This window comes from Serratia plymuthica NBRC 102599, assembly GCF_001590925.1.
In the GTDB taxonomy this organism is placed as follows: domain Bacteria; phylum Pseudomonadota; class Gammaproteobacteria; order Enterobacterales; family Enterobacteriaceae; genus Serratia; species Serratia plymuthica.
The window spans coordinates 22,721-49,254 of the sequence record NZ_BCTU01000014.1; the positions used below are offsets into that span (position 1 = coordinate 22,721).

The following is a 26,534-nucleotide window of genomic DNA, read 5'->3' on the forward strand; positions in this document are numbered from 1 at the left end:
TGAGAGACGCCCTATTTTTGCCGCAGCGGCACGTCTTTCAGCAACCAGGTCAGCGCAAAGGCCAACACCATGACCCAGGCGGCAATCTGGTACACCGAGTGGATCGCCCCGCCGAAAGCCTGCAGATAGTCTTGCTGCAAGGCCGTCGGCAAATGGTGCACCGCCGCCGCGCCCAGAGAACGCGGTAACTCCGCCCCCTCCGGCAACAACACGGCCAGGCGGCTGTGCAGCACGTTGGTAAAAATCGCGCCAAACACCGCTACGCCGATCGAACCGCCAATCGAACGGAACAACGTAGCGCTGGAGGTCGCGACCCCCATATGCTGCGGCTCCACGCTGTTTTGCGCCGCCAGAATCATCACCTGCATCACCATGCCCAATCCCAGTCCCAACAGGCTGATATAGAGATACAACTGGTGCACCGGCGTCGAATTTGTCAGCGTGCCGAGCAGGATCATGCCCGCCAACGCGCACAGGGTGCCGATAATCGGGAAGATACGGTATTTGCCCCTTTTGCTGATCAGCCTGCCGCTGACGATCGAGCTGATCATGATGCCGCCCATCAGCGGCAACAGCTGCATCCCGGCCTGCGAAGGCGTCGAGTCTTTCACCACCTGCAAATACAGCGGCAGGAAGGTCACCGAACCAAACAGTGACATGCCGATGATAAAACCGATCAAACTGCACAATACAAAGGTGCGATTACGAAACAGCCCCAGCGGAATTATCGGCTCGCTCGCCAGCCGCTCTTCGTAGATAAACCCACCCAGCGACACCAACCCAAAGGCCAGAATGCACCACAGCTGCCCGTCCGACCAGGCCATGACCGTGCCGCCCTGGCTGGTAAAGAGGATGATGCAGGTCAGCGCCGAGGCGAGATAAGCCGCCCCCAAATAGTCGATTTCGTGTTTAACCCGGTTGACCCGCGACTGGAACACCGCGCCGATCACCGACAGGGCGAAAACCCCCAGCGGCAGGTTGATGTAGAAGATCCAGCGCCAGGAGAAATGCTGCACCAACAGCCCGCCGATCAGCGGCCCGATCACCGTTGCCAGGCCAAACACCCCGCCGAACAATCCCTGATAGCGCCCGCGATCGGCCGGCGGGATCACGTCGCCCACCACCGCCATGGTCACCACCAATAAACCGCCGCCACCCAGCCCTTGTAACGCGCGCATCAGGATCAATTGCGTCATGTTTTGCGCCAGCCCGCACAGCACGGAACCGAGCAAAAACACCACGATGGCGATTTGTAGCACGATCTTGCGGCCGAACAGATCGCCGAACTTGCCATACAGCGGCACCACGATGGTCGAAGCCAGCAGATAGGCCGTCACGACCCAAGACAAATTCTCCAACCCGCCGAACTCGCCGACGATGGTCGGCAGCGCGGTCGAGACGATGGTCTGATCGAGCGCCGCCAGCAGCATCACCAGCAGCAGTGCGGAGAACAGCAAACGGATCGAGGGCGCCTGTTCAGACGCCCTGCCGTTATCTTCGTGGCCTGCGGTGTTATCAATGCCCATTTGAGTGAGTCCGCTTGTAATTAATTAACTGAATAATTAATATATGAGTTATTCTTTTCTCCGGTCAATGGATCTCGCCGCGATGACAGCACAAAACGTTAAAAAAAACCCCTCTCCACGCCGCCCTGGCAGGCCCAGCGGCGCGGCCAACGGGGCAGAAAAACGGGAGCATTTGCTCGACACGGCGCTGAACTTGTTCGCCCGTCAGGGCATTGCCGATACCTCGCTGAACGCCATTGCCCGCGAGGCCGGCGTTACCCCGGCGATGCTGCACTACTACTTTCACAACCGTGAACAGCTGCTCGATGTGCTGATAGACGAACGTTTCCTGCCGGTGAGAATCGCCGCCGGCGACGTTTTCGACGCCAACGAGGACGATCCGGTGGCGGCTTTCACTGAGTTGGCGCAGCGGTTTATCGATATTTCCATCGCGCACCCGTGGTTCGCCCCGCTGTGGTTGCGCGAAGTGATGAGTGACAGTGGCGTATTGAAGCAGCGGATGGACGAGCGCTTTGGCGACAAACAACGCAAAACGGCGATGCAGTCCATCGTTCGTTGGCAGGCGGAAGGCAAGCTGCACGCCGATCTGGAGCCCTCCCTGCTGATTGTCACCCTGTTTGGCATGACGCTGCTGCCGTTAGCCACGGCGTCAAAATGGCAGCGTGATAACTCCCTCAGCCCGCTGCGTGCCGACGATATTGCCCGTCACGCCATTACGCTGCTCACTCACGGCCTGGGGCCGCAACGCTGAAGAGAGATCCATTCTGGTGCGGGCCGCTCCCGCACCGGGTATTTCTTTAGTGGGATTTAAGCTGGAGTGGTGTAAAGACGTTGCCGATAAGTGATTCTTAATGCCCCCCTGAATAGGTATATTTTCAATACTCTGTCAGGGGTTGTTTTTCTAAGGATTAGTCCTCTTTAACTATGCTCCCATCTTCTTTTTGATAATATACGGCATTGTTTGTAACATACTTCACAACTCCTCCAGATGTCTTATAAATCGTTATTATCTCATTCTTTTTTTCTAAGCAAATTTTTTTAGCTTCATCAAAGCAATATAATTCTTCAAGGCGGGAGGTAAAAAGTGAGTCTGCCCTATAAATTTCATAGCCATCGCCAAAATCCCAAATACTTACAGAATAAGAACCATTTCTCTCTGGCTTAGGTATTCCGTATTTCGTCTTAATGGTATGTTCATTCTTTTGCCACCATGTTATTTTACCCTCATCTGTAATAGGAGGGCTTTTTATTATTATGTCTCTGTTATCATGTGTGAGTACAATGTCAACGGGTCTGTCTTTTACCCACAAATAGAGTGCCAAGGAAGATAAGAAAAATAATCCACCTATGAGTAATGTTCGTTTGTAGTTTGATTTTTTTATCATGACTGCCTGTCCCCTTTTATTTCCACAGTAGCTTCCATATTTGTCATGAATGGTTTATAGCCAAATTTATTATATCTCTGAAGGATAAACCATATACGGAACAAACGGTAATTACGAAACCCCGCAACATCTCTATTATCTAATCCAAAGTGGTCCTGAACAGTGTAATGGACTATAGCATGATAGCGGTCATTATCAATCTGTAGCGATTTTATAGTGATATGCGTTGCATAGGTATCATGTACGGTGATACCTAATCCGTTAACTCTATCTTGCCATCTATTGAACTTTGGTAGGATGGTTTTTTGCATATCGCCAAACAATGAAGTAAGGTCACCAGGGAAGATATTATGATTCCAATTAATCCCCCTCTCTATTATTTCTTTTATTTTTAACAGTGAACTTTTATTTGTTCGATCTCCAAGAATGAGCTCTTTCAATGCTACATTTAACGAAACATCCCTAAACGGAGTGCCATTGCCGTTTTGCATGTGGTCGATCATCTTTCCGACGAGGTTCTTATACGGACCGGAAAAAGAGAATGGTTTCGATAAGCTGCGAAATTCATCAAAGAGGATCTTTGCGCATTCTTTACGCGTCACTTTCTCGCTTTTATCGTTTGTCCCATAAGGCAAGGATTGCAGTTGCGTAAACGGCGATATCTTTGTCAACGTGTATGGGTTAACCTCGGCTGATACATCATTCATATTAAAATCTGTTTTTAATTGTATTTCGCTTAGATCGCCACATCGCATATCATCGGCACCGTAATCATCCATACGTTTTTGGGTTATGAATATAGAATAGGGAAAGCATAACGCGTGTGAATTTGATTGAGTGGTCTCTGACACAGTAAATTCCTTTTCGCTATTAATGGGTTCTAATCTTCCTTATCAGGTCGAGATCTTACTTTAAACCTGTCGGGACAGAATAACCAGAAATGGACATTTATAAAGGTTCTATACTCAAAATAATTCAAGTTACAGGCAGAGGAAAACGTTAAGCCTTATGAAGACATCCCTAAACCTGCTCACCCACGGCCTGGGGCCGCAACGCTGAAGAGAGATCCATTCTGGTGCGGAGCACTCCCGCACCGGGTGCAATACCCACCTTGACCTGCTCGCTTTCCCGCTATTGGCGCCCGTCGCTTAACTGGCACCCTTTTTGCTTTGGCTACTCCGCCTAATTTGGCTTTTTAATCAGGGGTAGCGCTATGTTTCAAATAATTAGAGTGGCATTTGTTTTATTGACCTTAGGTTGCGCCAACGCGGCGACCGCCGCCGGGGAGTTACCGCACATCGTTATTTTGGCCACTGGCGGTACCATCGCCGGCTCGGCAGCCTCCAATACCCAAACCACCGGCTACAAAGCCGGGGCGCTCGGGGTGGATACCTTGATCGCCGCGGTACCGGAAATGCAGAAAATCGCCCGGGTGGACGGCGAGCAGATTGCCAATATCGGCAGCGAAAACATGACCAGCGAGATCCTGCTCAAGCTGTCAAAACGCGTCAACGAACTGCTGGCGCGCGATGACGTCGCCGGCGTGGTGATCACCCACGGCACCGACACGCTGGATGAATCGCCCTACTTCCTTAACCTGACGGTAAAAAGCAACAAACCGGTGGTGTTCACTGCCGCTATGCGCCCGGCGACCGCCATCAGCGCCGACGGCCCGATGAACTTGCTGGATGCGGTAACCGTCGCCGCCGATAAACAGGCAGCAGGCCGCGGCGTCATGGTGGTGCTGAACGATCGCATTGGTTCCGCCCGCTTCAGCACCAAAACCAACGCCACCACGCTGGACACCTTCAAAGCGCCGGAGGAAGGTTATTTGGGGGTGATTGTCGGCGGTAAACCTTACTTTGAAACCCGGGTGGATAAAATTCACACCACTCGCTCGGTCTTTGACGTGCGCAATGTCAGCGCGCTGCCGAAAGTCGACATTATTTACGGTTATCAGGACGATCCTGAATACATGTATGACGCCGCCATTCAGCACAAGGTAGACGGAATTGTTTATGCCGGCACCGGTGCCGGGTCGGTTTCAGTGCGTAGCTCGGCCGGGATCAAAAAAGCGGAAAAAGCCGGCGTGCTGGTCGTTCGTGCCAGCCGCACCGGCAGCGGTATTGTTTCTGAAGATGCGGGCCAGCCCGGCCTGGTTTCCGACTCGCTCAACCCGGCTAAATCACGCATTCTGTTGATGCTGGCGCTGACCAAAACCCATAATCCGCAGGCGATTCAGGACTATTTCCACACCTATTAATCTGTGCCCTTCCCTCAGAGCCGGGCGGCTCTGAGGGGATCTCTTTCATCGTCAATCGCGTTCTATCTGGCCAACAACGCACGGCGGCCAGAAAGCACAGTCAGGGAGAAGTGCGCAGCCAGCCCGAAGATCAATCCCCAGAATACCGACGCCATGCCTAAAAAGTTCATGCCGGACGCCGTGACCAGGAAAGTGATTAACGCCGCTTCCCGCTGCTTCTCGTCGGCCATTGCGCCGGTCAACCCGGTGCTGATGGCGCCAAACAGCGCCAGCCCGGCCAGCGAGATAATCAGTTCTTTGGGTAATGCAGTAAACACCGAGGCCAGCGTCGCGCCGAAAATCCCCATCACAATATAGAAAATCCCGCAGGCCACGCCGGCGATGTAGCGTTTGCTTTTCTCGCGGTGCGCCTCTTCGCTGGTGCAAATCGCGGCGGTAATGGCCGCCAGATTCACCCCGTGCGAGCCAAACGGCGCCAGCAACACTGAGGCAATCGCGGTCATCGAGACGATCGGCCGAGCCGGTGTGGCGTAACCTGAGGAGCGCAACACCGCCATGCCGGGCACATACTGACCGGTCAGCGTCACCAGCGTAAGCGGCAGTGCGATATTAATGATGGCGTGCCAGCTCCAGGCCGGGGTAATCAGAACCGGGTGGGCTACGCTGACGACGATATCCCCGCCGTTCAACATGCCGCTCATTCCCGCCACTGCGCCGCCGGCCACCAACACGGCGACAATGGCATAGCGTGGCAACAGGCGTTTAAACAACAGGTAGGTCACGAACATGGCCATGACCAGCGTCGGTTGCAACTGAATGGACACAAACATCTCCGCGCCAAAGTGGAATAAAATCCCGGCCAGCATGGCGGCGGCGATCGACCGCGGTAATTTACCGATCAGTTTATCGAAGGCGCCGGACAGACCAATGACGGCGATAATGAGCGAAGAAACGATATAAGCCCCCACTGCCTCGTTGATCGTCACCCCTGGCAATAACCCGACCAGCAATGCCGCGCCGGGCGTTGACCAGGCGGTGATCACCGGCACCCGCAGATGCCAACTCAAAATCAGCCCGGTGATGCCGCTGCCGATGGAGATGGCCCAAATCCAGGAGGAGATCACCTCCGTGGGCAAGTGCGCCGCACTGGCGGCCTGAAACACGATGATCAACGGGCCGGCGTAAGACACTATCACCGCGATGGCGCCCGCCACTACCGCCGAAAGAGAAAAATCCTGTCGCAATCTGTCCATCATTACCCCTATCAATGCACATCGATTAAATCGATGTAATATGCCAGAAAAGAAAAGCCCCGATAAATCAAATTAAAAACAACAAGTTGAAGATACATAAACAAACAAAACTTCGAAAATAACATCGATTGAATCGAGTTAATTTAAGTCGATTGTATCTGTGTAATTCTTTCTGTGTTAATACTTATTACATCAATTTAATGGCTGGCTTATACTGTAATCGTCTTATCCCCACCCTGCGGCCAGCAATGCCAAAGCAGAAAGCCCGTGGGGATAGCCATTCAAAGCATACAGAGGGTCTATGTGGACACCGCGCTTCAGTGAGAAAAATGCCCCGGTGTATTTGCTGATTGCAGATGCGCTGCAAAATGACATCAACAACGGCGTGCTGCCTGCCGGTTCACGTTTGCCTACATTGAAAGAGTTGGCGCAGACGCTGGCCGTTACGCCGGGCACCGTTAATCGCGCTTATGAAGAAGCGGCGCGGCGCGGGCTGGTTCAGGGTGAAGTGGGCCGTGGGACCTTTGTGCTGGCTGCGCCTGAAAGGGCCATGGAAAGCGCGCGCCTGCCGCATTTTAGCCCTTCATCTTCCGCCCAGCGGGATCATATCGATCTGTCGGTGATCAAACCGGAGGTGCAGGCCCAGGAACAGGGGATCCGCACCGCGCTCGAGCATCTGGTCGCCAGCCCGGAGCTGGGGCTGGCGCTTGACTATTCGCCGGAAGGCGGGCATCCGGCGCATCGCGACGCCGGTGCCAGCTGGCTGCGGCGTTTTTTGCCTGACGTACACTGGCAGCAAGTGGTGTTGACCGCCGGCGCTCAGCACGGTTTGCTGGTCGCCATCAATGCCCTGACGGCGCACCAGGATCTTATCCTGTGCGAAGCGCTGTGTTATCCGGGCATTATCTCGCTGGTACACGGCAATGGGCGGCGATTGCGCGGGGTCGAAATGGATAGCGAGGGCATCGTGCCCGACTCGCTGAGAGCACTGTGCCGCCAGGAAAAACCGGCGATGCTGATCTGCGTGGCTAGCTGCCAAAACCCCACCACGGTGGTGATGTCGAACGCCAGACGGGCCGAAATCGCGCAGATTGCCCGCGAGTTCGATTTTTACATTCTTGATGACGACATTTACGGTTTTCTTACCGCAGAGCCGGTCGAGGCGCTGTCTTCGTTTGCTCCTGAACGCTCGGTGTACCTGACCAGCCTGTCGAAAAGCATCTCACCGGCGTTGCGCATCGGTTATCTGCATGCGCCGGCGGAAACCCTGTCGCGGTTGACGTCGATGGTGCGAACCAGCATCTGGATGCCTTCCCCGCTTATCGCGCAGTTGGCCAGCAATATCATTACTTCCGGCATTGGGGCTGAAATGCTGCAAACCCAGAAGCAAGAAGCGGCGGCGCGCCAGGCCATCGCCGCAGAGGTTTTCCACGGGCTGGAGGTCGCTTCGCAACCCTACGGTTACCACATTTGGGTCACTCTGCCCGAGCCCTGGACCAGCGATGAGTTCGCCAATCTGGCGCGCGCTCAGGGGGTGAATATTTCCAGCGGCACGCAATTCCTGGCCGAACGCAGCGGCCACACGCGTGCAGTGCGCATCGTGCTGATGTCGCCAACCAGTCGTAGCGAATTGAAATTTGCCCTGACCAAGCTGCGCAGCATGATCGAATCCGCAGAACCCCGCCTGTATTACTGAGGCCCTGGCCCGGCGCGCTTTACCGCGCCGGGTCAGCCTTGCTCAATCAGCATCACCGCCGTGGTATCCGCCTCCAGGGCTTCAAAAATATGCTCTCGATCGGCGGAGTAACTGATGTAATCCCCCGCACTCAACTCCACCGGCTGCTCCGTCGGCCCGATTCGCGCCCTGCCGCTGCTGATAATCACGTGCTCAATGGTGCCCGGCATATGCGGGCGTGAAACCCGCGTCTCGCCCGGCTGAACGCGCAAACGGTAAATATCGCGCTGTGCTCCCGGCGGGCAGGTTGCCAGCAACGTAGCGGCATAGTTGGCCTGTTCGGAAACCGTGGTAACCCCTTCGTTGGCGCGGATCACCTGTACGTGCTTACGCGGTTGAGAGATTAACCGGCTGACAGGCACGTCGAGGGCCATCGCCAGCGACCACAAGGTTTCCAGGCTTGGGTTGCCGCTGCCGGTTTCCAATTGCGAAAGCGTCGATTTTGCGATGCCGGCGCGACGCGCCAGTTCGGTGACCGACAGCCCCAACCGCTCGCGTTCGCGGCGAATGGCGGCCGAAAGCAGGCCGATGGGTGTGCCGGTATTGCTGGAGTTATCGCTCATTGTTCACCATATCATTCGTTCGTTCGACTTGACGAACAAGTATGCGTTGTTCATCATAATGTTCAGTTGTTCATTTTAATGGTGTTCGTCGACGGCGGCAAGCACGGCACTCAATCAGGGAGAAGGCAAATGAAGGTAAACACCCGCGGCGTAGTACAGATGACCCTGGCGATGGTGATCTCCGGCACCGTCGGCTGGCCGGTGATCGCGCTAGGGCAACCGCCAACCACGGTGGTTTTCTGGCGTTGCGCTTTTGGTGCGCTGGCGATGTTGATCGCCTGTGCCCTGCTTGGCCTGTTGAAGAAAGGCATGCTGACCCGACGTCAGGCCGCCGTGGCGGTATTGGGTGGCATGGCGCTGGTGCTGAACTGGACGCTGTTGTTTGGCGCTTATGCCCATGCCTCTATCGCCGTGGCCACGGTCACCTACCACGTCCAACCTTTTATGCTGGTCGGGCTGGGCGTACTGTTCTTTGGCGAAAAACTGACGGCAAATAAGCTGGCTTGGCTGCTGCTGGCCTTCGGCGGCATGTTGCTGATTATTACCGGCCGCCCCGGCGCTAGCGGCTCAGGATCGGATTACGTTATCGGCGTGCTGTTGGCATTGGGCGCGGCGTTTATGTATGCGGTGGCGGCGGCGATCGTCAAAGGGCTAAAAACCGTGCCGCCGCATTTGATCGTGTTGATCCAGCTCAGCGTCGGGGTGGTGGTGCTGGCGCCGTTCGCCGGCCTGGCCCACCTGCCGTCAACGACCAATGCCTGGTTGCTGCTGGCGACTATCGGCCTGGTGCATACCGGGCTGATGTCTTCGCTGCTGTATGGCGCGATCCAGAAAATCCCCACCAGCCTGGTCGGCGCGTTGTCGTTCATCTACCCGCTGGTGGCGATCATCGTCGATTGGGCGGTATTCGGGCACCGCCTCAGCCTGATGCAGCTCTTGGGCGCAGCCGCGATCCTGATTGCCGCTGCGGGCATGAACTTTGGCTGGCGGGTGATGCGCGCGGGTAAAACCGCCCGCGCGGCGGAGGGGCAGTAACCGGCGGGTTATTTTTTCAAGGTGTGCAGGCTGGCGAGCACCTTCTGCAACGCCCTGCTCAGCGGCTTATCCTGGCGCAGTACGATGCCCAAAGTGCGTTCAAGCGCGGGCGTAAGAGCGTCTCCCCGGGTGCCGGACAGTGCCATGCGCGGCACAATGCTGTACCCAAGCCCGGCGGCAACCATCTCTTTGATCGCCTCTATGCTGCCCAGTTCCATTACCGGCGCGGGTTTAACCCCCGCGCCAAGGAACCAGCCATCAATCAAACGGCGGGTGCTGCTGCCGGATTCAAAAGCCACCCACGGGAGCGCACCCAGAGTTTGCGGGGTGAACGTGGCAGGCAAATCGGGGGAATCGGCCGGGAAAATGACGGCAAACTCGTCTTGCAGCAGCGGCGTCAACTGCAAACTGCGGCCATTGGCCGGAAAGGTCACCAATGCGATGTCGATGCGGTTTTCTTCCACCGCTTTTACCATGTCATCGGTGTTGCCGGTGCGCACCCCGACGTTCAATAAGGGATAAGCCTGTTTCAACTCCCGCAGCAGCGTCGGCAGCAAATGGATACAGGCTGTCGCGCCGGTACCCAGCGTCACGGTGCCGGCAATCTCCTGCGCGTGGCCGGCCATGTCGCTCAGCGCATGATCCACCGCCGCATTGATGTGACTTATGTGTTCCAGTAGCGCCTCACCGGCGGACGTCGGCCGCACGCGCCTGGCGACCCGCTCCAGCAGCCGAACGTGCAGCCGCTGTTCCAACTGCCGGATTTGCAAGCTGACCGCGGGCTGGGTCAGCCCCAGCACTTCCCCTGCGGCGGAAAAACTCCCTTGCCTGACCACCAAAGCAAAAGTCTGAAGCTGGTCCAAATTAAGCTTGCCCACCACGCAATACCCCTTATGCAAAATGCCGATGCCGCTCCCCCACATGAGGAACCGGCATCGCTGAGTGTATCCTTGCGGGCCGCCTTTGTAATCAGGCCGGACCCGGCGCGCATTGCGTTATGCATAACGAAGAGCCTTGATGGCGTTTTTGCAGAAAGCCTGACGGCGGTGAAAGTATTATCCCGAAAAACTCAAAAGCTAAGCGAAATAACGTATTCGACCCGTTTTAAAATAGCTGTTACCTCTATTAAGCAGACACGGAGGAGGAATTAACGATGACGCGTTATGTGTGGAATAACCGGCTGAAACAGCGCATCCGTTTCAGCTATTGGAATGAGCTGTGCGTCACTGGCTGCGCGGGCAGAACCCTCTTGCCCGCGGGTATTCGTTATCGGTGCGGGAAAATCATCCCCCGCCTATCGCAAAGCTAATTAATCGCTAAGCAATGGATTATTTATAATAAGCCTTTGCTTTACACCGCAACCTGCAAATTATTATTATCGCTTCGTACCCCACCGCTGTATCAACTTAAATTTTAATTATATTTCATCGCGCTACGCCCGCGGCAGCGCGTTATTTACTGCCGTCTCCCGTATTGAGGACATCGTTATGGTTGTTTCTGTTTCGTCTGCGCCGGATACGGCCAATTTCCCTCCCGCAGAAGAACGGGCCCGCAGGATTGCTGACGATCAACAGGCGCTGGATGCGGCGCGGCAAGTCGCCACAGCCGCCGCGCCTGAAGCCCAACTGCGTGACCGCCAGCGGCGCTATCCGCTGCAACAGTTGGCGCTGTTTACCCAGTCTGGCCTCGGTGGCATTTCCATTCCGCGCGAATACGGCGGACCGGAACTGTCCTTTACCACGCTGGCGGAGGTGTTTCGCCTGATTTCCGCCGTCGATCCGGCGCTGGGGCAAATTCCGCAAAACCATTTCGGCCTGATTCAGTTAATCCGTGATGCCGGCAGCGAAGAACAAAAACGGCGTATTTTCGCGGCGGTGCTGGCCGGCCAACGCATCGGGAACGGTGGCCCGGAGAAAAACAGCAAGCACACGCTGGATATGCAGAGCCGCTTACGGCAAACCGCAGACGGCCTGCGCTTTACCGGCGACAAATTTTACTCCACCGGCGCGCTGTTCGCCCATATCGTCGCCGCCAAGGCACTCGACGATCGACAGCAGCCGGTACTGGCATTGATCCCCCACCCGGCGGCAGGCCTGGAGATCGTCGACGACTGGTCCGGCATGGGGCAGCGCACTACCGCCAGCGGCACGGTGCGCCTGCGCGAGGTTCTGGTCGATCCGGCCAATGTGATCCCGCTGCTGCCGCTGGCAGAAAAACCGACGATTCAGGGCGCCGTTTCCCAACTGATTCAGGCCGCCATCGATGCCGGCATTGCGCAGGGTGTGCTGGACGAGGCCACCCAGTTTATTCGCGAGCGTTCCCGCCCCTGGATCGACGCAGGCGTCGAACGCAACGCGGACGATCCCTACATTCTGGCCGACGTCGGCCGGCTCAGCATGGAGTTGAGCGCGGCGAACGCCCTGTTGCGCCGTGCGGCGCGGACGCTCGATGAGGTTGACCGCTGGCCGGTAACCGCCGAAAGCGCCGCAGCGGCGTCGATCGCGGTCGCCGAAGCCAAGGTGTTGACCACGGAAGTGGCGCTGTTGGCCAGCGAAAAGCTGTTCGAATGGTCCGGCAGCCGCGCCACGCTGGCGGAGCACGGCCTCGATCGTCACTGGCGCAACGCACGCACCCACACATTGCACGATCCGGTGCGCTGGAAATACCACGCCATTGGCGAGTACTACCTCAACGGCCGCTTTCCGGCGCGCCATTCGTGGATTTAAAGGAGCAGAACATGACCACCCAGGTAGCCCCTCAACGCGTGGCGCAACGCATTACCAGCCCCGAACAGGCGCTGGAGACCGCACACCGGTTGGCGGAGCAATTCAGCCCGACCGCCGCCGAGCGTGACAGCCAACGGCGATTGCCGGTTGCCGAACTGGCAGACCTGTTCGCCTCTGGGCTCGGTGCGATTACCGTGCCGCAAGAATTTGGCGGCCCGGCGTTGTCGAACCGCGTGCTGGCGCAGGTCATCGCTATTCTCAGCCAGGGCGATGCGTCGATCGGCCAGGTGCCGCAAAACCATTATTACGCGCTGGAAGTGCTGCGGGTGAACGGTTCGCCGCAGCAGCAACGGCGGCTGTACCAGGAAGCACTGGCCGGCGTGCATTTCGGCAATGCGCTGGCGGAGTTTGCCAGCAAGGCCGCCCACCACCGCAGCACCTCGCTGGCCAGACATGAAGGCCAATGGCAGCTGTCCGGTCAAAAATTTTACGCTACCGGCGCGTTATACGCCGGGCGCATCCCGACCGCCGCGCGGGGTGAAGACGGTAAAGAACAGTTGGTGTTTTTGCCGCGCAATACGCTAGGCCTGAGCATCACCGACGACTGGTCCGGCTTTGGTCAGCGCACCACCGGCAGCGGCAGCGTGACGCTGGAACAGTGCCCGGTCGATGAAGAGGATATCGTGCCCTTCCAGACGGCGTTTGAACGGCCCACGCCGGTTGGCCCGCTGGCGCAAATCATGCACGCCGCAATCGATCAGGGCATCGCCAAAGCCGCGTGGCAGGACATGCTGCAATTTGTTCGCAGCCGTTCGCGCCCGTGGATTGATGCCGGTGTCGAACACGCCAGCGAGGACCCGCTGACGCTGGACCGCATCGGCAAAATTTCCGCCCGCATTCAGGCCGGTGACGCCCTGCTGGCGGTGGCCGGTGAAGCCATCGATGTCGCTCAGCGCCACAGCGATGCCCTGTCGGTCGCACAAGCCTCGATCGAGGTTGCCACGGCGCGCGCCTGGACCACCGAGGTCGCGCTGGCCGCCGGTAATCTGCTGTTTGAGTTGGCCGGTAGCCGTGCCACGCTGCAGGAATATAACCTCGATCGCCACTGGCGCAACGCCAGAACCCACACCTTGCACGACCCGGTGCGCTGGAAATACCCGGCGATCGGCAATTACGTGCTGAACGGGGTGCTGCCGCCGCGCCGGGGGACTCTGTAATGAGCGTCATCGCCAAAGAGGTTCTGCTGAACGCCTTCAACATGAACTGCGTCGGCCATATTCATCACGGCATGTGGACCCATCCGCAGGATCGTTCCACCGAGTTCAACCAGCTCAGCTACTGGACCGAGCTGGCGCAGTTGCTGGAGCGTGGACTGTTCGACGGGTTGTTTATCGCCGATATCCTCGGCGTTTACGATGTCTATCAGCAAAACATCGCCCTGACCGCCCGCGAGTCGATACAGCTGCCGGTTAACGATCCGCTGTTGCTGGTGTCGGCGATGGCCGGAGTGACCCAACATCTGGGCTTCGGCATCACCGCCAACCTGAGTTACGAAGCGCCCTATCCCTTTGCCCGTCGCTTGTCGACGCTGGACCATCTGACCCAGGGCCGCATCGGCTGGAATATCGTCACCGGCTATCTGGACAGCGCCGCGCGAGCGATGGGGTTGAATGAACAGATCGGGCACGATCGCCGTTACGATCAGGCCGATGAGTTTCTCGACGTTGCCTATCAATTATGGGAAGGCAGTTGGGAAGATGACGCCGTGTTGGCCGACCGTCAACGGCGGATTTACGCCGATGCGCAGAAGATCCACAAGGTTACCCATCGCGGCGAATTTTATCAGGTGGAGGGCTATCACCTGTCTTCGCCTTCGCCGCAGCGCACCCCGCTGCTGTTCCAGGCCGGCAGCTCGGCACGGGGTATTCAGTTCGCCGCCCGCCACGCGGAGTGCACCTTCGTTAACCACGCCACCCCGGCGGTAATGAAAGCGCAGGTGGACAAGCTGCGTACCGCAGCGGTGGCGGCCGGCCGTCAGCGACAGGATTTGAAAGTGTTTATGGGAGTCGGCGTTGTCGTTGCGCCAACCGCCGCCGAGGCGCAGGACAAATACCGTGAATATCTGCGTTACGCCAGCCCCGAAGCCGGTCTGGCGCATTTTTCCAGCTCGACCGGTATCGATCTTTCACGCTTTGGTCTGGACGACCCGATCCAGGCCGGGCCGACGCAGGCCATTGAGTCGGTAACCCAAACCTACAGCGGCTGGACCCGCCGCCAACTGCTGGAACAGCACGCCATGGGCGGGCGTTATCCGCTGGTGGTGGGCGATCCGCAACAGGTGGCGGATAGGTTGCTGCAATGGGTGGATCAGGCCGATATCGACGGGTTTAACCTGACGCGCATCGTTAACCCTGGCAGCTACCGCGATTTTATCGATCTGGTGGTGCCAGAGTTACAAGCGCGTGGCCGCTACAAAACCGCCTACCGTGCAGGCAGCCTGCGGCAAAAGCTGTTTCGACAGCAGGATCGCTTGCCGCAAAGCCATCCGGCGGCCGGCTGGCGTCTGGGTGCGCCGTTACCCGTTTGAACCCTTACTTTTTCTTTTGAAGGAACAACCCTATGACAATACCCTCTCGGACAAAAACACTGCTGTTTTCGGCGCTGCTGGCACTCTCAGGCGCGGCGGCTGCGGCCAATGATTACAGCGGTGCGCTGAAAGTCGGCACCACCGCCGCCTTCGCCCCACCGCTGGAGGTGGCGGCGGAAGAGGCTCGCAAACAGGGGCTGAAGGTCGACATCATCGAATTCAGCGACTGGACCGCGCCGAACGTCAGCCTGGAAAACGGCGATATCGACGTCAACCTGTTCCAGCACCTGCCGTTCCTGCACAACGCCAATAAAGAAGGCAATTTCCACCTGGTGGCCTATGCCCCGGCGATCATCAATAACGTCGGGCTGTACTCCAAAAAATACCAGAGCATCGCCGATCTGCCGGAGGGCGCCAAAGTGGCGATCGCCAACGACGTGATTAACGGTGGCCGCGGCCTGTTGCTGTTGCAAAAAGCCGGGCTGATTAAGCTCAAACCGGGATCCGGCCTGCAGGCAACCCAGGCAGACATCGTCAGTAACCCTAAACACATCGAAATTATCGAAGTGGAAGCGGTGCAACTGGCACGCACGCTGGAGGAAGTTGACCTGGCGCAGGGCTATCCGCACTACCTGCGGCTGTCCGGCACCGTCGATCCCAACAGCGCCCTGCTGTTCGACGGCCTGGAAAACCCGGAGTACGTGATCCAGTTCGTGGTCCGCGATGGCCATCAGGATGACCCGCGCCTGCGCAAGTTTGTCGACGTTTACCAGCATTCGCCGGTCGTGCGCGCCAAACTCGACAGTTTCTACGGCAAGCTGTATCAGCCGGGCTGGAGCCAGTAGTTTATGTCCAGCCTGATTTTGCCTAACCCAGGCACCCTGGTCGCCGACGAGGTGGTGCGCCGCCATGATGACACCCACCTGCGCTTTACCCGGCTCAGCAAGCGTTACCCCGGCCAACTGACCGAGGCGCTGAAGGAGATCTCCCTGGACATTCGCCGTGGGGAGATCTTCGGCATTATTGGCCGCAGCGGCGCCGGCAAGTCGTCCCTGATCCGCACCATTAACCGGCTGGAACGCCCCAGCGGCGGCAGCGTGGAGGTCGATGGCGTTGATATCGGCCAATTGGATGAAGATCAACTGGTGGCCTACCGGCGGCGCACCGGCATGATTTTCCAGCACTTCAACCTGCTGTCGGCCAAAACCGTCCGGCAGAATATCGAGTTGCCGCTGCGGGTGGCGGGCGTGCCGATTGCCGAGCGGCGCGGCAGAGTGGACGCATTGCTGGCGCTGGTCGGGCTGAGCGACTACCCGGACGCCTATCCGGCGCAGCTTTCCGGCGGGCAGAAACAACGGGTCGGCATCGCCAGGGCGCTGGTGCATAACCCCGAATTGCTGTTGTGCGATGAAGCCACCTCCGCGCTCGATCCGGAAACCACCCGCGCCATTCTGGCGTTGTTACAGCGCATCAACCGTGAGTTCAACATCACCATAGTGCTGATTACCCATGAAATGGAGGTGATCCATGATATCTGCCACCGGGTGGCGGTGCTGGAACGGGGGGAGATTATCGAATGCGGCCCGGTGTGGCAGGTGTACGGCAATCCACAGCAGGAAACGACCCGTATCCTGCTGACCCCCTCACACGATCGCTTGCCGGAGGAATGGGTTGGGCGGATCGCCGCCACGCCCCCCACGCCGGATGCACCGCAATTGATCCGGCTACGCTACCGTGGCCAAGGTGCATCGCTGGAGCTAAACCACGTGCTGGCGGCTTTTCAGGGCCGCGTGACGCTGGTGGAAAGCGCCATTGAGCATATTCAGGGGCGCGCCATCGGTTATCTGTTGTTAACCGTGACACCGTCACCGAGTAATCGAACCATTCCGCAGACGCTGGCCGACAGCGTGGAGGTCCTGGGCTATGTCACTGTTGCTTGAACGGCTGTGGGCCGGATTTCTCGATACATTGCTGATGGTGGGTGTTTCTTCCCTGTTGGCGCTGGTGCTGGGATTGCCGCTGGCGATCTTGTTGGTGGTCAGCGAACGCGGTGGATTGTATGAGCAGGTGGGCGTTCAGCGGGTGCTCGGCTGGTTGGTGAATCTGTTCCGCTCGATCCCCTTTTTGATCCTGATGGTGGCGCTGATCCCCTTCACCCGCATGATTGTCGGCACCTCTTACGGCGTATGGGCCGCCGTGGTGCCGCTGACCATCGCCGCCATGCCGTTTTTCGCGCGTATCGCCGAAGTCAGCCTGCGAGAGGTGGATCACGGCCTGGTTGAAGCGGCGCAGGCAATGGGCTGCCGCCGTGGGCATATCATTCGCCATGTGCTGTTGCCGGAAGCCATGCCCGGCATTGTCAGCGGCTTTACCATCACCCTGGTGACTATGATTAACGCCTCTGCGATGGCCGGAGCCATAGGCGCAGGCGGCTTGGGTGACCTGGCTTACCGTTATGGTTACCAGCGTTTCGACACCCAGGTGATGCTCACCGTCATCGTGGTGTTGGTGGCGCTGGTAACCCTGCTGCAATTTTTTGGCGATCGGCTTTCCCGCCGGTTAAACCACCGTCATTAACCTTTACTGACCGGATATGTGTAATGAAAAAACTGAAAGCCTCGCTGATCGCCGCTTCGCTGCTGTTGGGTGCATTTGCCCTGCCGACCGTTGCGGCGCAGGAAAAACCGCAGCAAATCACCATTGGTTACCAGAAAGCCAATATCTTCGCCCTGTTGAAATATCGCGGTACGCTGGAGCAAACCCTGACGCCGCAGGGCATCAAGGTGCGCTGGATTGAGTTTCCCGCCGGGCCGCAAATGCTCGAAGGGCTGAACGTCGGCAGCATTGATCTTGCGGCTACCGGCGATGCGCCACCGGCCTTTGCCCAGGCTGCCAAAGCGGATTTGATCTATCTGGGGCATTCGCCGGCCAGCCCGAAAACCGAAGCCATAGTGGTGCCGCAGGATTCGCCGATCAAAACCGTTGCCGACCTCAAAGGCAAACGCGTTGCGCTGAACAAAGGCTCCGACGTCAACTACCTGTTGGTCAGCGCGCTTGAACAGGCCGGGCTGAGCTACAAAGACGTGACGCCGGTGTATTTGCCGCCGAGTGACGCCCGCGCCGCCTTCCAGCGCGGCAGCGTAGACGCCTGGGTGATTTGGGACCCTTACTACGCCGAGGTGGAAACCCACGCCAACGCCCGTCTGCTGAAGGATGCCGAAGGTCTGGTGCCGCACTACACCTTCTATCTCGCCAGCCGCCACTTTGCCGAAACCTACCCGGACAGCGCCAAATTGGTGATCGACCAGCTAAGTGAACTGAGCGTCTGGGCCAATGCCCATCAGGACGACGCGGCGAAGATCCTGGCGCAAAGCACCGGGTTGGAGCAGGCCATTTGGGCCAGAGCCCTCGCCCGCATGCCGTTCGGCAGCCAACGCATGACGCCGGCGGTATTTGCCGAACAGCAGCAACTAGCCGACAAGTTCACCGCGATTGGCCTGCTGCCGGTCAAGGTGGACGTCAGCGCCGCACGCTGGTCTGAGGATAAGTAACTTGCTGAATATCTTTGTATTAATTCAGAAAAGCAAAGCGATATTCGGCATTTAACCTGCGGGGATATTTTTATTATTATCGGGATATGTCTCTGGGAGCATTTTCTTTCAGGGCCTGTCTACCGGAGTTTTTGTCCTTGTTTCGTTCGTCGCGAACTTATTTTGGCCGCACTTTTGTGCGGCTTTTCTTTTTGTGGTTAAAAACACGCTAAACGTGCAATTTTCCACGTTATTCAAGCTCCCCCCTCTATACTGTTTCCAGTGAAAAAATATGCCCCCCCTAAATGGTGGAATGGGAGTTAAATAGCTCCCATGACGGAAACATGAGCAGGAACCATGACATGACACGTTTTATCCTTATGCCGTTTGCCACTGTTATTCTGGCAGGTTGTGCGCCAATGAAACCCTCAGGATGTGAAAAAACCAGCGCCGTGGGTGATTGTATTTATGCAAGGGGTGCCGAAAACACCACGTCGAAGGTTGTTCAGCCGCCCAATTTGGGCTGTGACGGGCAAGTTTTTTACGAACGTCCGTTTTATCCCGCTGCCGCAATGGCGAAAAAGATTGACGGTAAAATAACCGGTACGTTTGACGTTGATGATAGAGGTAAAGCAAAGAATATCGAACTAACGGGAAATCCAGAATTCTATTATGAAGCGAAAAGCGCTATTGCTCGTAGCTGCTGGAAACCCGGTAGTTTGCATGAAAAAGTCTCGTTTACCTTCAACGTTACCGGTGATGCAACTCTGGGGGCCGGGGGATAAAAAAACCGGCGCAGAGTGCTCTGCGCCGGCCGGGTTATCATGTCTTGTTGCTAGCGCCCTTTCGCCAGCTTGTGCAAGGTTGCCGCCAACAGATCCACTTCCTCGTAGGTATTGTAAAACGCCAGCGATGGCCGCACCGTCGCCTCGACGCCAAAGCGCCGCAGGATCGGTTGGGCGCAGTGATGGCCGGAACGCACCGCAATGCCTTCACGGTTAAGCGCGTTGCCCACTTCTTCGGTACGGTAGCCGCTCAGCACAAACGACAGCACGCTGGCCTTATTGGCTGCGGTGCCAATCAGGCGCAGGCCCGGAATGCGGATCAACTGCCCGGTGGCGTACTCCAGCAATTCATGCTCGTAACGGTTGATATTATCGAGCCCCAGGCGTTCGACGTAGTCCAACGCCGCCCCCAATCCCACCGCGTCGGCGATGTTGCCGGTGCCGGCTTCAAACCTGGCCGGTGCCGGCTGGTACAGCGTTTTCTCAAAGGTGACATCGGCAATCATATTGCCGCCACCCTGCCACGGCGGCAGGGTTTCCAGCAGCTCCGCCTTGCCGTACACCGCGCCGATACCGGTTGGGCCAAACACCTTGTGGCCGGAGAACACGTAAAAGTCCGCGTCCAGCGCCTGCACGTTAACCTTCAGGTGCGATACCGCCTGTGCGCCGTCTACCAACACCCGTGCGCCGGCCTGATGAGCCAGCGCAATCACCTGCTCGACCGGCGTCACCGTGCCCAGCGCATTGGATACCTGGGTGATCGACACCAAACGGGTACGCGGCGACAAGAGCTTGCGGTATTCATCCAGCAGAATCTGCCCGCTGTCATCCACCGGGATCACCCGAATTTTAGCCCCCACGCTGGCGGCAAGCTGCTGCCAGGGCACGATGTTGGCGTGGTGTTCCAACTGGGAAACCACGATTTCATCGCCTTCGCCGATGTGTTGCCGGCCAAAGGTATTGGCAATCAGGTTAATGGCTTCCGTTGCGCCTCGGGTAAAGATAATTTCCGTCGGTGATTTGGCCCCCAGAAAACGAGCAACGCTGTTTCTGGCCCCTTCATAGGCATCCGTTGCCCTGGCGGCCAGCTCATGCGCCGCACGGTGGATATTCGAGTTTTCATGGGCGTAGAAATACGCCAGCCGATCGATAACCACTTGCGGTTTATGGGTGGTGGCGGCGTTATCCAGCCACACCAGGGGTTTGCCGTTAACCCGTTCCGCAAGAATGGGAAAGTCGCGGCGTACGGCATGCACATCAAAACTGCTGCGCGGCCGTTGCTGCGGTGCGGCTTCTCGCCGTGGCTGCCCCTGTTCCAGGAAATAATACTGCCCGCTGGTCGCCTCTTGCGCTACGCCGCTAACCGGTGCGGCGACGGCAGGAAACAGCGATCCGATAACCGACTCCAGCCCGCCATTGACCGCCCCTGCAAAGGGTTGGTCACTAAGATGAGCCTGACCGGTGAGCGCCTGGTTCGCCAGACCGTCCAGCACGGTATCCGGCGAAAACCGTTTTTGCCGGGCCTGATTTTCGCTCAGAAAATAGAACCCCGCCGTCGCCGCCGGATCCCGTGGCTGAGGCAGCGTTGGCGGAGCCAAAAAGGCCTGCCGCTCTGCGCCCTGCTGCCAACCGGACAACCTTTGCGCCTCCAGGCCATCGGTGGCCAGCGCCGGCTCTAGAGCCGGCGTAGCGGTCTGTGGCAACACCGTCGTGGCGCGTTCGCCGCCTGCGGCCGGTTGCAACCCTGCACCAGCTTCACGTCCAGGCAAGGCACTGAAGATCTGATTAGCCAGGTTAGCCAGCGCGTTAACATCCGGCAATCCGGCTGGCGGCTGCGCCTCGTGAGGCAATGAATTACTTGTAACTGTCTGGATAGTCATGATATTTGCTCACATCAACATCGTCTAAAACGGCAACGGCATCTTCAGTCAGAACCGCCAATGAGCAGTAAAGGGAGATTAGGTAGGAGGCTATCGCATTGCGGTTAATCCCCATAAAGCGCACCGACAGCCCCGGGCTTTGCTCACCGGCGACGCCCGGCTGGTAAAGGCCAATGACGCCCTGACGTTTTTCCCCGGTACGCAGCAGGATAATTTTGGTTTTGCCTTCTTCGTCAATGGGCAACTTGTCCGAGGGGATCAGCGGCAAGCCACGCCAGGTGAGAAACTGCGAACCGAACAGACTGACGGTTGGCGGCGGCACGCCACGGCGGGTGCACTCGCGGCCAAAGGCGGCGATGGCTAACGGATGAGCGAGGAAGAAACCGGGTTCTTTCCATACTTTGGTGATCAGTTCGTCCAGATCGTCCGGCGTCGGCGCACCGGTCAGCGTTGAAATACGCTGGGCGTCATCGACGCTGGCCAATAAACCGTACTCAGGGTTATTGATCAGCTCGTTTTCCTGGCGCTCTTTAATGGTTTCAATGGTCAGGCGCAGCTGTTCGCGAATCTGATCGTGCGGGCTGCTGTATAAATCGGAAACGCGGGTATGCACGTCCAGAATGGTGGTGACGGCATTGAGAAAATACTCGCGCGGCGCTTCTTCGTAATCCACATAGGTCTGGGGTAATAACCCTTCATCGCGCTGCGAGCAGGCAACCTGAACATTTAACGGGTTCTTGACCTTGTTCAGGCGGAATATCCCTGCCTCGACCGGTGTCCATTGCAGCAAATGCACCAACCAACGCGGTGTGATAATGGATAATTGCGGGACGGTTTTTGTCGCGTTAGCCAATTGCCGTGCTGCATTATCCCCTAATGCAAGCCGGGCGTCATTGTGTTGAGACATGGTTGTTTCTCCTGAAAAAAATAGGCTGGTGATAAATAATTAATAATTACCGGTTAAATAGCGCGTTGAATAAAATATCGATTTATTAATTCCGTTTCGCAGACCTCACTGCGGGTTATTAACATTGTTGAAATGCACCACATTAAATACCTGAGCCAAATTCATGACTGTCGCTCTGGATATTTGCCTGGCGAATATTGCTGCCCGGTTTGACGCTGCGCGTCAGCCAGACGTTGCCGCCAATGGACGATCCCTTGCCAATGGTAATTCTGCCCAACAAAGTGGCACCGGCGTAGATCACCACATCGTCTTCAATAATCGGATGGCGTGGCTGCCCTTTTTGCAGAATGCCGGACTCCTCGGTGACAAAGCGTTTGGCGCCCAGCGTGACCGCCTGATAGAGGCGTACCCGCTTGCCGATAATGGCGGTTTCGCCAATCACTACGCCAGTGCCGTGGTCGATAAAAAAGCCGTCATCGATTTGTGCACCGGGATGAATATCGATACCGGTTTCACCGTGAGCCTTTTCGGCGATGATGCGCGCCAGCAAAGGAACGCCCGCGAGATAGAAATAGTGCGCCAACCGGTGGTGGATAATGGCGTTGACGCCGGGGAAACACAGTAACACCTCGTCCACGCTGCGCGCCGAAGGATCGCCGTGATAAGCGGCCAGAATGTCGCTGTCCAACCGGCGACGAATGGCCGGCAACACGGTGGCGAACTGCCGCACCAGCGTCACCGCCTGTGCATTGAGCGAGTCCCCAAGCTCTGCGTCGTCGCCCTCAGAACGGCTAAACCCCAGAGCAAGGCGCACCTGAATCAGCAATGCATTCAGCACCGCGTCCAGCGTATGACCAACGAAGTAGTCTTCGCTTTCATGGCGCAGATCGTCCGGCCCCAAGCGCATCGGGAATAAAATCGCTCGCAGCGATTCGGTTATTTCGCTGACCACACTTTTCGACGGCAGCTCCTTTTGCCCGGAAAGCGACGCCTGGCCACTGCGCTCGCGCCAGGAGAGCCGCGCTGAGCGCAGCTCATTAACGATATCGGCAAGTTGCCAGTTGGTATTTTCTTGCGGCTGTGAAAAGCGAGTCATAATTCCCTCTGTTTATGTGATAACGCCCAATGACCCACTCGGTTCGAGCGCCGTCAGGCTGTCTTTAGCCAGGGTAAGTGTCGTGCGCCCTCAATCCCGCCTTGTACGCCGTAAGCCTGCGTATAACCGGCTTTAAGGGCCCCCAGCACCGCATCGGCGGAGCGTTTGCCGGTTTGGCACAGCAGGATGACCTGCTGCTGTTTGTCGACGACTTTGCTTAACTCAAGGAAAAAACGCGGGTTGCGGATTTTGTTCGAGCCGGTTAACCAGGGAACTCGCGCGGATTCCTCAACGTAGCCAAAGGTTTTGCGCTCTTCCGGGGTGCGGATATCCACCAACACCGCCGCCCCGCTGTTGACTAATTGCCAACTGGCTTCCGGCGTCAGATCGCGTTCAAAAGCGGCGGTATTTTGGGCGACGTAGTTATCCCTGCCTGGGTTATCCGCATTCACGTTGGAATGGGTTTTAAACCTTTGTGCAGATGCGTAGGACATATTCACCTCCGGCATATTCTCTATTTTTCAGTAGGGTTGTTTTCGTTCATTAACTTCAATTTATTACCCTTTCCGACCAGCAATAAATAACTTTTCATTAGGGCTTATAGTAAAAGCATCTAGCCCGACTTAGCTAAAATCAGGCTAATGAAAACCAATTATTGGCTTATGAATTTCGATTTTCGCGTGGCTATGTTACAGCGCGCTGTTACCCGTTTTCTCCCGTCGATCACATTACGGGTAACACAGTTTATTAACACTCTTCAGCGTGATATCTGTCGCAAAACCGCCGTCTGAAAACCGCTTTGATAACAACAACGAAACCATGGTGTTTTCTGAACAGGTAAAAATGATGACCGATACCCCCAATGACGTATTGTTGATCGCCCCGCTAATGGACAACCTGCTTGCCCGCCTTGAGGCCAACTTTGTCGTGCACCGTCTCTACGAACAGGCCGACCCGGCCGCTTTCCTGGCGGCCAATGGCGGAACCCTCACCGCACTGGTCACCCGTGGCGATATTGGCGTTGCTACGTCGGTACTGGAACAACTGCCGAACCTGGGGCTGATTGCCGTTTTCGGCGTGGGCACCGACGCCATTGACCTGAGTTATACCCGGCAGCGCGGCATCGCGGTCACCATCACCTCCGGCGCACTGACGGAAGACGTGGCGGATATGGCGCTGGGGTTGCTGCTGGCAACTGCGCGCCAACTGTGCCACTACGACCGTTTTGTGCGTGAAGGCCGCTGGCTGCAGGAAGCGCCGGGCCTGTCGGTGCAGGTCAGCGGCAAGCGCCTCGGCATTTTTGGCATGGGCAACATCGGCCGCGCCATTGCCCAGCGCGCTGCCGGTTTCAACATGCATATTCAATACGCCAGCCACCAACAGGATGGCGCATTACCCTATGCTTACTTCCCCGATCCCCTCTCCCTGGCGCGGGAAAGCGACTTCTTTGTTATCGCCATTTCCGGCGGCAAAGACAGCATCGGCCTGGTGGACAAAACGATCTTCAATGCTCTGCCGCCGCACGCGCTGGTGATTAACATTGCCCGTGGCAGCATCGTTAATGAACAAGATCTGATCGATGCCCTGCAAAGCGGCGCCATCGCAGGCGCCGGGTTGGATGTCTACGCCGACGAACCCAGGGTGCCCGCCGCGCTGATTGGCATGAACAACGTGGTGCTGCAACCCCATGTCGCCAGCGGCACGCACGAAACCCGACAAAAGATGAGCGATATTGTGTTCGCCAACGTCAGTGCCTATTTCAGGCACCAGCCTCTGCCCAACGCTATCGAATAGTTAACAGGTTTTACTCATTTTGAACGACAGAACCTTATTTATACCCTATGAATTTCAAGCTGCAGCCAACAACGCTGCGGCTTGAAAGGCGACGGGTATACCCTGTGCCCGCAAAGAGAGATCGCTATGGATAATAAAATCCCCAACACCCGCTGGCTGCGGGTTATTGCCCCGATCCTGATCGCCTGCATTATTTCTTTTATGGACCGGGTTAATATCAGTTTTGCGCTGCCCGGCGGAATGGAAAGTGATTTGGGCATCACCAGCCAGATGGCCGGCCTGGCCAGCGGCATTTTCTTTATCGGTTACCTGTTTTTGCAGGTGCCCGGTGGGCGCATCGCGGTTAACGGCAGCGGCAAACGTTTTATCGCCTGGTCTTTGTGCGCGTGGGCGGTAGTTTCGGTGGCCACCGGATTTGTCACCAATCACTATCAATTGCTGGTGCTGCGCTTTGTTCTGGGCATTTCCGAAGGGGGTATGCTGCCGGTGGTGCTGACCATGATCAGCAACTGGTTCCCGGAGAAAGAGCTGGGGCGCGCCAACGCTTTCGTCATGATGTTCGCCCCTCTTGGCGGCATGCTTACCGCACCGATCTCGGGTGCCATCATCAATCAGCTCGACTGGCGCTGGCTGTTTATTCTCGAAGGGTTGCTGTCGCTGCTGGTGCTGGCCGTCTGGTGGCTGTTGATCAGCGATCGACCGCAGGAGGCGCGTTGGTTGCCGGCACGCGAGCGTGAATATCTGATAACCGAATTGGCGCGTGAACGCCAGGCACGCAGTAAGGCGCAGCCGGTCAGTAATGCCCCGCTGAGAGATGTGTTTCGCAATAAAGGGTTGATGAAGTTGGTGCTGCTGAACTTCTTTTATCAAACCGGCGATTACGGCTACACCCTGTGGCTGCCCACCATCTTGAAAAATCTCACCGGCGGCAATATGGCCTCGGTCGGATTTCTGGCCATTTTGCCCTTCGTCGCCACGCTGCTGGGGATTTACCTGATTTCGGTACTCACCGACAAAACCGGCAAGCGCCGCCTGTGGGTGATGGTTTCACTGTTCTGCTTCGCCGCCGCGCTGTTGGCTTCGGTGGTACTGCGCCATAACGTGGTGGCGGCCTATATCGCCCTGGTGGTCTGCGGATTCTTCCTCAAGGCCGCTACCAGCCCGTTCTGGTCGATGCCTGGCCGCATCGCCTCGGCGGAGGTGGCCGGCGGCGCACGCGGCGTGATCAACGGCCTGGGCAATCTGGGCGGTTTCTGCGGGCCTTATCTGGTGGGCGTGATGATTTATCTGTACGGCCAGAACGTCGCCGTTTGCGGGCTGGCCGTCTCGCTGATTATCGCCGGTATTATCGCCTGGCGGCTGCCGAAGGAGTGCGATCTGACCGGGTCCGAACCGGCACATGACGCCCTGCTGGAAAAGGCCAAACGCGCCTGAAAAGCAACGGAAACCACGAGCGGGCTACGGCAAAA

General features: G+C 57.3%; 24 protein-coding genes. 14 read left to right on the top strand and 10 right to left on the bottom strand.

What is annotated here, in order from left to right; all coding sequences use genetic code 11:
- Positions 1 to 11: 11 nt before the first annotated feature.
- Complete coding sequence (locus SPL01S_RS10495; protein ID WP_063199481.1) at positions 12 to 1,526, bottom strand: MDR family MFS transporter; 1,515 nt, start codon at positions 1,524 to 1,526, stop codon at positions 12 to 14.
- Between the two features lie 43 nt (positions 1,527 to 1,569).
- On the opposite strand from SPL01S_RS10495, the gene SPL01S_RS10500 reads away from it, so the two are divergent.
- Positions 1,570 to 2,277 carry a TetR/AcrR family transcriptional regulator gene (locus SPL01S_RS10500; RefSeq protein ID WP_062870881.1) on the top strand — a complete coding sequence of 236 codons (708 nt, stop codon included), beginning with the start codon at positions 1,570 to 1,572 and terminating at the stop codon, positions 2,275 to 2,277.
- 157 nt (positions 2,278 to 2,434) lie between these two features.
- On the opposite strand, the gene SPL01S_RS10505 is transcribed toward SPL01S_RS10500, so the two are convergent.
- Positions 2,435 to 2,911 carry a DUF943 family protein gene (locus tag SPL01S_RS10505; RefSeq protein WP_062870882.1) on the bottom strand — a complete coding sequence of 159 codons (477 nt, stop codon included), beginning with the start codon at positions 2,909 to 2,911 and terminating at the stop codon, positions 2,435 to 2,437.
- Entirely contained in the window at positions 2,908 to 3,762 is an 855-nt protein-coding gene (locus SPL01S_RS10510) for a YPO3983 family protein (RefSeq protein WP_063199484.1), read from the bottom strand. Before SPL01S_RS10510 ends, SPL01S_RS10505 begins: the two co-directional genes overlap by 4 nt.
- 362 nt (positions 3,763 to 4,124) lie before the next feature.
- On the opposite strand from SPL01S_RS10510, the gene SPL01S_RS10515 reads away from it, so the two are divergent.
- Positions 4,125 to 5,174, top strand: a complete 1,050-nt coding sequence (locus tag SPL01S_RS10515) for a type II asparaginase (RefSeq protein WP_063199487.1) — start codon at positions 4,125 to 4,127, stop codon at positions 5,172 to 5,174.
- A 62-nt stretch (positions 5,175 to 5,236) separates the two neighbouring features.
- On the opposite strand, the gene SPL01S_RS10520 is transcribed toward SPL01S_RS10515, so the two are convergent.
- On the bottom strand, positions 5,237 to 6,430 hold the full coding sequence (locus tag SPL01S_RS10520; protein WP_232246002.1) for a benzoate/H(+) symporter BenE family transporter: 1,194 nt from the start codon (positions 6,428 to 6,430) through the stop codon (positions 5,237 to 5,239).
- A 298-nt stretch (positions 6,431 to 6,728) separates the two neighbouring features.
- On the opposite strand from SPL01S_RS10520, the gene SPL01S_RS10525 reads away from it, so the two are divergent.
- Complete coding sequence (locus SPL01S_RS10525; RefSeq protein ID WP_063199490.1) at positions 6,729 to 8,123, top strand: aminotransferase-like domain-containing protein; 1,395 nt, start codon at positions 6,729 to 6,731, stop codon at positions 8,121 to 8,123.
- 32 nt (positions 8,124 to 8,155) lie between these two features.
- Here the strand turns inward: SPL01S_RS10525 and SPL01S_RS10530 are convergent, their stop codons facing one another.
- Entirely contained in the window at positions 8,156 to 8,725 is a 570-nt protein-coding gene (locus SPL01S_RS10530) for a helix-turn-helix domain-containing protein (RefSeq protein ID WP_063199493.1), read from the bottom strand.
- 129 nt (positions 8,726 to 8,854) lie between these two features.
- On the opposite strand from SPL01S_RS10530, the gene SPL01S_RS10535 reads away from it, so the two are divergent.
- Positions 8,855 to 9,760, top strand: a complete 906-nt coding sequence (locus tag SPL01S_RS10535; protein ID WP_062870887.1) for a DMT family transporter — start codon at positions 8,855 to 8,857, stop codon at positions 9,758 to 9,760.
- Positions 9,761 to 9,768: 8 nt separating this feature from the next.
- On the opposite strand, the gene SPL01S_RS10540 is transcribed toward SPL01S_RS10535, so the two are convergent.
- Entirely contained in the window at positions 9,769 to 10,683 is a 915-nt protein-coding gene (locus tag SPL01S_RS10540) for a LysR family transcriptional regulator (protein WP_063199496.1), read from the bottom strand.
- A gap of 564 nt (positions 10,684 to 11,247) precedes the next feature.
- On the opposite strand from SPL01S_RS10540, the gene SPL01S_RS10545 reads away from it, so the two are divergent.
- From SPL01S_RS10545 to SPL01S_RS10580, 8 genes are all read left to right on the top strand, one after another.
- Positions 11,248 to 12,486 carry an SfnB family sulfur acquisition oxidoreductase gene (locus tag SPL01S_RS10545; RefSeq protein ID WP_063199499.1) on the top strand — a complete coding sequence of 413 codons (1,239 nt, stop codon included), beginning with the start codon at positions 11,248 to 11,250 and terminating at the stop codon, positions 12,484 to 12,486.
- A gap of 11 nt (positions 12,487 to 12,497) precedes the next feature.
- Positions 12,498 to 13,703, top strand: a complete 1,206-nt coding sequence (locus SPL01S_RS10550; RefSeq protein ID WP_063199502.1) for an SfnB family sulfur acquisition oxidoreductase — start codon at positions 12,498 to 12,500, stop codon at positions 13,701 to 13,703.
- Positions 13,703 to 15,073, top strand: coding sequence for an LLM class flavin-dependent oxidoreductase (locus tag SPL01S_RS10555; protein ID WP_063199505.1), 1,371 nt, complete (start codon positions 13,703 to 13,705; stop codon positions 15,071 to 15,073). The genes SPL01S_RS10550 and SPL01S_RS10555 overlap by 1 nt, the downstream gene beginning before the upstream one ends.
- Positions 15,074 to 15,105: 32 nt before the next feature.
- The gene (locus SPL01S_RS10560) at positions 15,106 to 15,918 is read left to right on the top strand and encodes a MetQ/NlpA family ABC transporter substrate-binding protein (protein WP_063199508.1); all 813 of its coding nucleotides are present in this window, start codon (positions 15,106 to 15,108) and stop codon (positions 15,916 to 15,918) included.
- A gap of 3 nt (positions 15,919 to 15,921) precedes the next feature.
- Positions 15,922 to 17,013, top strand: coding sequence for a methionine ABC transporter ATP-binding protein (locus SPL01S_RS10565; protein WP_063199511.1), 1,092 nt, complete (start codon positions 15,922 to 15,924; stop codon positions 17,011 to 17,013).
- Positions 16,997 to 17,650 (top strand): methionine ABC transporter permease, encoded by a 654-nt coding sequence (locus SPL01S_RS10570; RefSeq protein ID WP_013812980.1) that lies wholly within the window; start codon positions 16,997 to 16,999, stop codon positions 17,648 to 17,650. Before SPL01S_RS10565 ends, SPL01S_RS10570 begins: the two co-directional genes overlap by 17 nt.
- Positions 17,651 to 17,673: 23 nt before the next feature.
- Positions 17,674 to 18,624, top strand: coding sequence for a sulfonate ABC transporter substrate-binding protein (locus SPL01S_RS10575; protein WP_063199514.1), 951 nt, complete (start codon positions 17,674 to 17,676; stop codon positions 18,622 to 18,624).
- Between the two features lie 341 nt (positions 18,625 to 18,965).
- Positions 18,966 to 19,388, top strand: coding sequence for an energy transducer TonB (locus SPL01S_RS10580; protein ID WP_062870894.1), 423 nt, complete (start codon positions 18,966 to 18,968; stop codon positions 19,386 to 19,388).
- 50 nt (positions 19,389 to 19,438) lie between these two features.
- Here SPL01S_RS10580 and SPL01S_RS10585 read toward each other — a convergent pair whose 3' ends face one another.
- The 4 genes from SPL01S_RS10585 to SPL01S_RS10600 all read right to left on the bottom strand — a co-directional run bounded on the left by SPL01S_RS10585 (position 19,439) and on the right by SPL01S_RS10600 (position 23,765).
- Positions 19,439 to 21,268 (bottom strand): family 2A encapsulin nanocompartment cargo protein cysteine desulfurase, encoded by a 1,830-nt coding sequence (locus SPL01S_RS10585; RefSeq protein WP_063199517.1) that lies wholly within the window; start codon positions 21,266 to 21,268, stop codon positions 19,439 to 19,441.
- Positions 21,243 to 22,175 carry a family 2A encapsulin nanocompartment shell protein gene (locus SPL01S_RS10590; protein ID WP_004944722.1) on the bottom strand — a complete coding sequence of 311 codons (933 nt, stop codon included), beginning with the start codon at positions 22,173 to 22,175 and terminating at the stop codon, positions 21,243 to 21,245. The genes SPL01S_RS10585 and SPL01S_RS10590 overlap by 26 nt, the downstream gene beginning before the upstream one ends.
- Before the next feature lie 142 nt (positions 22,176 to 22,317).
- The gene (epsC, locus tag SPL01S_RS10595) at positions 22,318 to 23,271 is read right to left on the bottom strand and encodes a serine O-acetyltransferase EpsC (RefSeq protein ID WP_063199520.1); all 954 of its coding nucleotides are present in this window, start codon (positions 23,269 to 23,271) and stop codon (positions 22,318 to 22,320) included.
- Between the two features lie 53 nt (positions 23,272 to 23,324).
- Positions 23,325 to 23,765 (bottom strand): rhodanese-like domain-containing protein, encoded by a 441-nt coding sequence (locus tag SPL01S_RS10600; protein WP_174523957.1) that lies wholly within the window; start codon positions 23,763 to 23,765, stop codon positions 23,325 to 23,327.
- 349 nt (positions 23,766 to 24,114) lie between these two features.
- Here SPL01S_RS10600 and SPL01S_RS10605 point away from each other — a divergent pair, with 349 nt between their 5' ends.
- Both SPL01S_RS10605 and SPL01S_RS10610 read left to right on the top strand, forming a co-directional pair.
- Positions 24,115 to 25,065, top strand: a complete 951-nt coding sequence (locus SPL01S_RS10605) for a 2-hydroxyacid dehydrogenase (protein ID WP_063199781.1) — start codon at positions 24,115 to 24,117, stop codon at positions 25,063 to 25,065.
- A 126-nt stretch (positions 25,066 to 25,191) separates the two neighbouring features.
- Positions 25,192 to 26,499, top strand: a complete 1,308-nt coding sequence (locus SPL01S_RS10610; RefSeq protein WP_063199525.1) for an MFS transporter — start codon at positions 25,192 to 25,194, stop codon at positions 26,497 to 26,499.
- Positions 26,500 to 26,534 lie beyond the last annotated feature (35 nt).